Consider the following 8,927-nt stretch of genomic DNA (forward strand, 5'->3'; position numbering starts at 1 on the left):
CGCTCCGGAAACTCGAGATCAACCAGACGGTGGTTGCCCACACGAAACCCGGTTGCCAGACTTGGAAAACCGTAGTACCGAACCCACCATCGGTAGGCCGTCCCAGCGGTTCGGAGCGTCTAGAGCCCCGTCGCCGCCCTGTCAACCCGGACAATCCAGCGAACCCGCCAAACCACCCAACCGACAGAACAACACCCAAGAGACAAAAACAGTGGACCATCCAGCCAAAGCCGGATCATCCATCCGCTAAATCTCCAAGATGACCAGCAAACCGCCCCGCCAAGTCCCGTAAGACCCGCTGGCCGCCGCCGATGAGTGGGGTATACGGACCCCAACACGGCCCGTCAACGGCCAAATGACGGAAACACGAAATTTCCGCGACAGTGACGTCATCCGCCGCGCAGCATGCCTGCGTGAGCCCGGAATGACCGTTCCCGTATCCGTGCACCCGAGTTCGTCGAGAAGCGCAACGGAAACATGGGCGCACGTGAAACGGGACCGCTCCGGTTCACCCGAAGCAGTCCCGCTCTGAACGTACACACGAGTGCCGATCCTCTCGGATCGGCGTGCAATGGTTTCAGCAATCGTTGCCCTGCTGTGCGGCCGTGGGCTTACCCTCAGTCTGCTTTGCCACGTCGTTCGGCGAGGTGGCGGTGTTCGAACCAACGTTGCTCATGGCGCCGACGGTGCCGGGAGACTCGGTCTTTGCGCCCGGAGAGACATTGCCCGTCGACGCGCCGTCAACCTTGGAGCTCTTCTCCATCGAAGCCGACTTGCCGGCCGTACCGGTCGCACAGGGAGCCGCAAAGGCCGTTGAGGCCGTCAGAAGAAGAATGGCGGCAGCACCGGTCAGCGTGGTCGAACGTTGCATGTGTTCCTCCAATAATTGTTGTGTTCGAGAAACGTCGCGTCGGGGGCTTGGTTCCTGAGTGTTTTCTGAGAACTTCGACGTTCGATCCCCATGGGTGAACCCAATCGACCGGCGCTGCGCCGGATCGCCCGTGTGTCGCCACATCTCGCAAGAGACGGCGTCAAGGCGTTTGCTCACCGCGTCTTGAGCTGCATCTTCGAAACGCGGTGGCTTATCTCGCGGACACGTTCTCGGGGCGTCTCGACGACAGCCACGGTCAAGTCAGGGATCGTTCAGACAATTCATGAAAAAGAGAGAGCCACGCGCATTCGAGCGACCCGGATTTTCATCGTGACTGCAGCGACTTCGAAGCACTCGTTCGACACGTCGACCCTGTTCGAACGCTCCCTCGACCCCGGCCTGCGGACCCTCGGCGGTGTTCCGCAGTCAAGACCCATGGTAGACGGCACACGGCGTGGCTGGTCCGCTCCCCCTTCCCTTCTTCCTGGCAAGAGCACGGCCGTCCCGAGCCGTCACACGCCATCCAACCGAGCTACGGTTCCTTTGAAGATCGCCATCATCGCGCATCTCAAGTTTCCCATCGCCCAGCCTTTTCCGGGCGGCCTCGAAATGCACACGCACTTCCTCGCCAGTGCCCTGCGGGCCCGCGGGCATGCGGTCACGCTCTATGCCTCGGAGGGGTCTCAGGCCGATCTCGGCCTCGTGCCCGTCTGCCCTCCGACGGGAAGCGCCTTCGATGCGATCTCCTCCGAACGGATCGACCGCCTGGAGGCGGAGGCTTACGAGACCATCATGGATGCCGTGGCCCTGGGCGGCTTCGATATCGTCCACAACAACAGCCTCCATCCCCTGCCGCTGTTGCGCGCCAACGAGATCAAGGCGCCGATGGTGACGGCCCTGCACACGCCGCCGTTCGAGCCGTTCGTTCAGGGCGTGAGGGCGCGTGCGCATGACATGACGTTCGCGGCCGTGTCAGAATCCCTCGCTGAGGAGTGGTGCGATGTGATCCCGCGTCCGCTGCTCATCGGCAACGGCATCGACCTCGACGCCTTCGCGTTCAACCCCGCTCCGAAGGACCCGCCGCACGCGATCTGGACCGGGCGCCTCGTTCCCGAGAAGGGACCGCATCTCGCCATCGACGCGGCCCGCGCCGCCGGCCTGCCCCTGCTGTTCGCGGGCCCGCGTGCCGACGCCGCCTACTGGGACAGCATGATCGCCCCCCGCCTCGGTCCGGATGTCACCTATCTCGGACACCTGTCGCATGCCGAGCTCGCCCGGCGGGTCGGGGAAGCTCACGTCACCCTGTGCAGCCCGCGCTGGGAAGAGCCGTTCGGCCTCGTCGTCGCCGAATCTCTCGCCTGCGGCACGCCCGTCGCGGCCTTCGGGCGCGGCGCCGTTCCGGACATCCTCGATGCCTCCTGCGGCGTGCTGGCGAAGGCCGACGACGTGGCAGATCTCGGACGGGCCGTCTCCCAAGCCATCGGCCTGGAGCGCCACGCCTGCCGGCGCCGGGCCGAACACCTGTTCGACGCGACGGTCATGACCGACCGCTACGAGGCGCTGTACCACGAGAAGATTCATCTCGTCGCGCCGGCGGCCCACCGCGTCCTCGACGAGGCTTGAGCGCGTGAGCGACACTCATGGCGCCGCCTCAATCGCGCGGGCCGTCGTCTGCATCCCGGCCCGCAACGAGGCCCGAGCGCTCCCCCGATTGATCCGCTCCCTCGACCGGCAGGTCGCCGCCTCGCCCGAGGCACGACTGCGCGTGGTGGTCCTGGCCAACAACTGCACCGATGACACCGTGGAGGTCCTGAACGCTCTGAGTCACGCGGGCATCGGTGCGAACCTGCATTTGCGGGTCGTCGAGGCCCGTCTCGCTCCGGCCGTGGCCCATGTCGGCACCGCCCGCCGCATGGCCCTGGACACGGGTGCCGCCTGGCTGCGGGACGAGGGCGTCGTTAACGGTGTGCTCCTGAGCACCGATGCCGACGCCGTCGCTCCGCCGGATTGGGTGTCGGCCAACCTGCGGGCCCTCGAGACGGCCGACCTCGTCGGCGGGCGGCTGGTGATCGACACGGAGACCGGGCGGCCCGATCCGGCCATGGCGGAGCTGCACGCCCGGATCGAACGCTACTGGGCCGGGGTCCGTGCGCTCGAGGACGTCATCGACCCGCCGCCGCACGATCCCGCGCCGCGCCACGGCGACCATGTGGCGGCGAGTCTCGCCCTCCGGGCCAGCCTCTACGAGGCCGTGGGCGGCCTGCCGCTCCTCGCCTGCGGCGAGGACAACGCCCTGGTGGCCCGGGTCCGTCGCGCAGGCGGTCGGATCCGCCACTGCCCCGCCGTGTCCATCGCCGTGTCGGACCGCGCCGCCGGCCGGGTCGAAGGTGGCATGGCGACCGAGATGCTGCGCCGCTCGCGCGTCGCGGAGGGAGCCGAGAGCTACCGCCTGCCGCCGGCCGACCATTGGCTCGCCCTCATCGCGCGTCGGCGCGACTGGCGGCTCGCCTGGGAGGCGGGCGAGGGCTGGCCCGCCGCCCTGCGTCGACTGGGGTTGGCGGATCCGATCGTCGACGCCATGGTGGCGGAGATCGCGCAGGAGCCGTGCCCGAACGCCATAGCCTTCGTCGAGCGTCTCGATGCGCGGGTCGGCGAGCCAGGACCGGAACCCGAGGCGCAGCCCCTCGACCGGGTGCTGGTCGACCTCGATACTCTGCGCCTTCGGCTCCTCGCCGAGCGGGACGGCGACGCGGCCCTCACCACACCGGGCGCATGATGCGGCGGCCCATCGGCTATTACGTTCACCATCAAGGCGCCGGGCACCTGGCGCGCGCACGCCTCCTGGCGGAGGCCCTCGACCGGCCCTGCACCCTGCTCGGCACCTTCGCGGGCGCCGAACCCGGCATCCCGTCGTTCTTCGATCTGCCCGACGATCGCATCGCCGAGGGATTCGATGGGCGCGACGATGCGAAAAGCCGGCCCCTCGCCCTGCATTATGCCCCCCTCGGCGTTGATAGTCTGCGTGCCCGCATGGCGCGGATCGCCGCCTGGGTCGCGGCGGCCGATCCGGTGCTGATCGTCGTCGACGTCTCCGTCGAGGTGGCGCTGTTCGCGCGCCTCCTGTCGGTGCCGACCCTGGCGGTGCGGCTCGCCGGGGACCGAACGGATCCGCCCCATCTCGAGGCCTTCCGGAGTGCCGAGCGGCTGCTTGCGTTCTTCCCGGAACGGCTCGACAGCGCGGCCAATCCCGATTGGGTCCGTGCCAAGACCGATTACGTGGGTTTTCTCACCGCCGATCCCGTGGGCCATCGCACGGCGGAGGACGGATCCATCGCCGTCGTCTACGGACGCGGCGGCACGGGCGGAGACGGCGCCGCCCTTGCGGCCGCGGCCCGCGCGGTGCCGGATCGCCCCTGGCACGTCCTCGGCCCCGTGGCGCCGACGGGCGACGACAGGCCGGAGAATCTCCATCTTCATGGGTGGGTGCCCGACATCGGGCCTTATCTCGACCGCGCCGCCCTGGTGATCGGGGCCGGCGGCGACGGCCTCGTCTCCGGTGTCGTGGCCCGAGCCAAGCGCTTCGTCTGCCTGCCCGAGCCGCGTGCCTTCGACGAGCAGGCGACCACGGCCCGCGCTCTCGCGGCTGACGGGGCTGCGATCCATTGTCCGGCCTGGCCAGCCCCGGAGGCGTGGCCCGGTATGGTTCGGGCCGGCCTCGCACTCGATCCGGCCCGCATCGCCGCCCTTGGACGAGCCGGCGCCGTGGGACGGGCCACGCGCCTCATCGGCGGCCTCGCTGATGGTCTCGACCCGCACGGTCGCGCCCCGCGACGCGTCGGCTGAGGCCGCGAACCACAGCCGTCGAGGATTCACCGATGACCGCGCCGCCGCTCTCCCCGCGAACCGTTCGACGCCGACCCATCGATGATATCGCGACGGCGGTGGACGGTCTCGGTGCGCTCTGCGCCGGACCGGCGACACCGGCCGTCCGCTACCACGAGTTCGCGGGACCTTGCGAGCAAGTGGTGCGGCCCCTCTGCTGGCTCGGTGCGGGCGACCGCTCGACCTACGACCGCAACACCGCCTCGGTGCCGCCCCTGCGCCTCTACCGGCTGAGCGGTGAGACCCTGATCTTCGGCAAGGGCCTCCTCGTCCGCGATGATACGCTGATCGAGCTCGACCGTTACAAGTTTCACGAGCTCGGCCGGCTCGATTACCCGTTCAACGCCAGCTATCTCCAATCGGAGGAGACGACGGCCCGGATCGCCCCGCCCGCGCGGGTCCGGGTCGTCGACGAGCCCTGCATCCTGCTCTCCCAGGGCGGCGAGGCCGTCTGGGGCCACTGGCTCCTCGACCTCTGGCCCCGCCTCGTCATGGCCCTCGGCGCCCCCGTGCGGCCGCGCATCGTCCTCGATGCCGATGTGGCGCCCTGGGTGGAGGCGATGCTGCGTGTGGCGGGGATCGGTCCAGACCGCATTCTCTGGCAACAGAAAGGCGAGGAGACGCTCCTCGCGCGCGACCTCTACATTCCGAGCTTCCTGCGCTGGCGCGCCGCCGTGTCGCCCTGGGCCAACCTGGCCTGGGGGCTGTTTCCAGCCGACCCCGCGACGTTTCCGGCGCGCCTCTATCTCAGTCGCGCCCGGACGGGTGGCGGGTCGTCGCTCGTCAATCATATGGAGATCGAGGCCCTGGCCGTGCGACGCGGTTACACCGTGGTTCATCCCGAAACGCTGCCCTTCGGGCAGCAGGTCGCGCTGTTCGCGGGTGCCACGCACGTGATCGGCGAGGCCGGTTCGGCTCTCCACGATACGGTGTTCAGCCCAGCCGGGACCCGGGTCGGCGTGATGCTGTCCCCCGTCGGCTTCATCCGCATCCTGCAGGCCGGCATCGGTCATGCCAGGGCCCAGCCCACGGGCTTCGCCTTCGGCGAGCCGGCCGGCGATGCCCGCCGGATCACCATGCCGGCGAATGTCGCCGCGCAGTTGTTCGACGCCCTCGATGGTCAGCCCGAGGACACGGCCGGCTGACGACGCTTCGCCGATCGCGCCGGGGCACCAATGCGGGCCCCGCTGCGTTTGGTCGAACTTGGCCGTGACAGGTCTGCAAGAAGGGGGCGCGTGTGTCGGCTTGGCTTTGGGGACTGAAGGGTATCGGCTGGCTGCTCGTGGTCTCGACCCTGCTGCCGTTCATCCGCAGCGATGCCGGGTTCATCCGCACCTTCGATTTTCCGCGCCTTCAGGTGGCGGTGGCCATCGTGCCCGTGCTGGCCGGGCTCCTCGCCTTCTCCCGCGACCTGAATGCGATGGTGCTCGCCGTCGCCCTCGTCGCCTGCCTCGCGTATCAACTCACCCGCATCGCCCCGTTCACGCGCCTGCACGCGCCGCAAGCCGTCTCGGCGACGGAGGCGACCTGCCGGAGCGACGGCCGCGTTTCGATCCTCGTCGCCAACGTGCTGCAGGACAACACCGATCACGACGCCCTCCTGCGCCTCGTGGCCCGGCACGATCCCGATCTCATCCTCCTGCTCGAAACCGATGCGCGCTGGCGCGACGCCCTGGCGCCCCTGCGCGCGCGCTACCCGACCCTCGTCGAGCAGGCGCAGCCCAACACCTATGGGCTGCTCTTCTACGCCCGCTTGCCCCTCGAGAATCCGCAGATCCGCTTCCTCCTCGAAGACGACGTGCCGTCGATCCGCACGGGCGTGGTGCTGCCCTCGGGCGAGCGCTTCACCTTCTACGGTGTCCATCCGCGCCCGCCCCACCCCGGCCAGAGTTCCGCGCCGCGCGACGCCGAGCTGGTGATCGTCGCTCACGAGGTCCGCGAAGCCGGCGGACCGGCGGTGGTGGCCGGCGACCTCAACGATGTCGCGTGGTCGCGCACCACCACCCTGTTCCAGAAGATCAGCGGCCTGCTCGACCCGCGCATCGGCCGCGGCCTCTTCCCGACCTTCAACGCCAAATGGCCGATGCTACGCTGGCCCCTCGACCACGTCTTCTTCAGCGACGACTTCCTCCTCGGCCGCCTCGAACGTCTGTCCCACATCGGCTCGGACCATTTCCCGATTCTGATCTCCCTCTGCCGGTCCACGGCCGCGCCGAAGGTCCAGGAAGCGCCGCAGGCCGACGCCGCCGATCTCGAGGCCGGGCGCGAGGCCATCGAGGCGGCGCAGTGAGGCCCTGAGCGCTTGATCTCCCCCGCCGCATCGGTGATGCCGGCGGTCAACCCGACTCCAAGCGAGCCTCCCATGAACACCGAAGGGTTCTTTGCCGCCGCCAGACAGTTGCCCGTCGCCCCCCTCGATACCCTCGTGAACGGCAAGGGTGTGGTGGTGGTCGCCCCTCATCCCGACGACGAGAGCCTCGGCTGCGGCGGCCTCATTGCCGAGGCCAGACGCCTCGGCCGCGCCGTTCGCCTCGTGGTGGTGACGGATGGCTGCGGCTCCCACACCCACTCGGCCCTCTACCCGCCCGAGCGCCTGCGGTCCTTGCGCGAGGACGAGACCCGCGCGGCCGTGGCCGAACTCGGCCTCGCGCCCGAGCACGTGCGCTTCCTGCGCCTGCCCGACGCCCACGCGCCGAGCTCCGGTTCCGAGGCCGAGGCCGCCGCCACGGCGATCCTCGAAGAGGTCGACGCCTGCGATGCCGGCGCGGTCTTCGTCACCTGGGGCCACGACCCCCATTGCGACCACCAGGCCTCGGCCGCCATCGTCGGGCTGGCGCAGGCCCGGCGGCCGGACCTGCGCGCCTTCGCCTACCCGGTCTGGGGCTGGACCCTGCCGCCGGACACGGAGGTCGGCCCCGCCCCCGAAGGCTACCGCCTCGACGTCTCCGCGCATGTGGCCGCCAAGGGACGGGCGGTGGCCGCTCACCGTTCGCAGACCACGGACCTCATCCACGACGACCCGACGGGCTTTCGCCTCGCCCCCGAGATGATCGCGCATTTCGAGGGCCCCTACGAAATCTTCATCCGCCTGACGCCCGCTCCGGAGACGGCCCGCCCATGAGCGCCAGCGTCATCACCCTCAACAAGGGCCGCGACGCCCACCTCGCCCGCCTCCTCGAAGGCCTGGCGCGCGGGGGGGCTTTCGCCGAATGCGTCGTCGTCGAGATGGGGGCTGAGCCCCCTCCCCTGCCGGATTATGGCTTTCCCCTCCGTCGCATCGTCCTCGATTCGCCGGGCCTCCCCCTAGCGCGGGCCCGCAACGCCGGCCGCGCCGCCGCGTCGGGGGACCATCTCGTCTATCTCGACGTCGACTGCATTCCGTCGGCCGATCTCGTGACGAGCCTCGACCGCGACCTCGCCCAGGCCGACGGCCTCGTCTGCTGCGAGGTGCGCTACCTGCCAGCCTTGGCCGTCTCGGACGGGTGGACGGAACGCGGCCTGCACGAGGCCGGCCAGCCGCACCCGGTACGGGTATTCCCGGACAGCGGCCTCGCGCCGACCGACAATCCGGGCCTGTTCTGGTCCCTCGCCTTCGGCGTGCGGGCCACCACCTTCGACCGCCTCGGCGGGTTCGATGAGGCGTTCGACGGCTACGGCGCCGAAGACACGGATCTCGCCTTCCGCGCCGCCGCCGCCGGGGTGCCGGTGCTCCTTACGGCCAACGGCGAGGCCTATCACCAGCATCACGCCGCCTGCGATCCGCCGCTCCAGCACTTCGACAGCATCGTCTCGAACGCCCGCCGCTTTCACGCCCGCCACGGCCTCTGGCCCATGGACGGCTGGCTCGACGCCTTCGCCCGCCTCGGCCACGTTTCTTCGGAATGGCGCGACGACGACCTGACAGTGCTGCGCGCGCCCTCCCCCGCCGAGATCGCGGCGGTGCGGGTGGCGTCGGAAAGCCCGTTCTAAAGTCGAAAGCCAACGGGCTCGGCTGGGGGCGTATTGCTTCCGACACCTTGCTGATCCTCCAAAGGTCCGCTCACCGGCAGTCCGGCAACGGCATTACGGCCGTGACGGAAGGTTTCCTGCTCGTTTGCGCCCGGACTGCAAATGCATCCAATCGGACAGACCCTGTCGTGGATTGCCGCAAAATATTGGCCTGCCTCCTGAAAAG

At 69.5% G+C, this 8,927-nt stretch carries 8 protein-coding genes; 7 read left to right on the top strand and 1 reads right to left on the bottom strand.

Annotated elements, in window-relative coordinates; genetic code table 11:
- Positions 1 to 577: 577 nt before the first annotated feature.
- Positions 578 to 871 carry a hypothetical protein gene (locus tag MFF01_RS14490; protein ID WP_238226510.1) on the bottom strand — a complete coding sequence of 98 codons (294 nt, stop codon included), beginning with the start codon at positions 869 to 871 and terminating at the stop codon, positions 578 to 580.
- Between the two features lie 543 nt (positions 872 to 1,414).
- On the opposite strand from MFF01_RS14490, the gene MFF01_RS14495 reads away from it, so the two are divergent.
- The 7 genes from MFF01_RS14495 to MFF01_RS14525 all read left to right on the top strand — a co-directional run bounded on the left by MFF01_RS14495 (position 1,415) and on the right by MFF01_RS14525 (position 8,722).
- Positions 1,415 to 2,494 carry a glycosyltransferase family 4 protein gene (locus MFF01_RS14495; RefSeq protein ID WP_238226513.1) on the top strand — a complete coding sequence of 360 codons (1,080 nt, stop codon included), beginning with the start codon at positions 1,415 to 1,417 and terminating at the stop codon, positions 2,492 to 2,494.
- Positions 2,495 to 2,498: 4 nt separating this feature from the next.
- Positions 2,499 to 3,647 carry a glycosyltransferase family 2 protein gene (locus MFF01_RS14500; RefSeq protein WP_238226515.1) on the top strand — a complete coding sequence of 383 codons (1,149 nt, stop codon included), beginning with the start codon at positions 2,499 to 2,501 and terminating at the stop codon, positions 3,645 to 3,647.
- Positions 3,647 to 4,714, top strand: a complete 1,068-nt coding sequence (locus MFF01_RS14505; protein ID WP_238226525.1) for a glycosyltransferase — start codon at positions 3,647 to 3,649, stop codon at positions 4,712 to 4,714. The genes MFF01_RS14500 and MFF01_RS14505 overlap by 1 nt, the downstream gene beginning before the upstream one ends.
- 32 nt (positions 4,715 to 4,746) lie before the next feature.
- Complete coding sequence (locus MFF01_RS14510) at positions 4,747 to 5,898, top strand: glycosyltransferase family 61 protein (protein WP_238226517.1); 1,152 nt, start codon at positions 4,747 to 4,749, stop codon at positions 5,896 to 5,898.
- A 92-nt stretch (positions 5,899 to 5,990) separates the two neighbouring features.
- Positions 5,991 to 7,043, top strand: coding sequence for an endonuclease/exonuclease/phosphatase family protein (locus MFF01_RS14515; RefSeq protein WP_238226519.1), 1,053 nt, complete (start codon positions 5,991 to 5,993; stop codon positions 7,041 to 7,043).
- A 72-nt stretch (positions 7,044 to 7,115) separates the two neighbouring features.
- Positions 7,116 to 7,874 carry a PIG-L deacetylase family protein gene (locus MFF01_RS14520; RefSeq protein WP_238226521.1) on the top strand — a complete coding sequence of 253 codons (759 nt, stop codon included), beginning with the start codon at positions 7,116 to 7,118 and terminating at the stop codon, positions 7,872 to 7,874.
- Positions 7,871 to 8,722, top strand: coding sequence for a glycosyltransferase family 2 protein (locus MFF01_RS14525; RefSeq protein ID WP_238226523.1), 852 nt, complete (start codon positions 7,871 to 7,873; stop codon positions 8,720 to 8,722). The genes MFF01_RS14520 and MFF01_RS14525 overlap by 4 nt, the downstream gene beginning before the upstream one ends.
- The last annotated feature ends 205 nt before the right edge of the window (positions 8,723 to 8,927 follow it).

It is taken from the genome of Methylobacterium adhaesivum (genome assembly GCF_022179065.1).
Classification (GTDB): domain Bacteria; phylum Pseudomonadota; class Alphaproteobacteria; order Rhizobiales; family Beijerinckiaceae; genus Methylobacterium; species Methylobacterium adhaesivum.

What these genes read in the sequence shown, in the direction of transcription:
- MFF01_RS14490 (WP_238226510.1), bottom strand. Translation starts at nt 871, where the DNA reads ATGCAACGTTCGACCACGCTGACCGGTGCTGCCGCCATTCTTCTTCTG.
- MFF01_RS14505 (WP_238226525.1), top strand. Translation starts at nt 3,647, where the DNA reads ATGCGGCGGCCCATCGGCTATTACGTTCACCATCAAGGCGCCGGGCAC.
- MFF01_RS14510 (WP_238226517.1), top strand. Translation starts at nt 4,747, where the DNA reads ATGACCGCGCCGCCGCTCTCCCCGCGAACCGTTCGACGCCGACCCATC.
- MFF01_RS14520 (WP_238226521.1), top strand. Translation starts at nt 7,116, where the DNA reads ATGAACACCGAAGGGTTCTTTGCCGCCGCCAGACAGTTGCCCGTCGCC.
- MFF01_RS14525 (WP_238226523.1), top strand. Translation starts at nt 7,871, where the DNA reads ATGAGCGCCAGCGTCATCACCCTCAACAAGGGCCGCGACGCCCACCTC.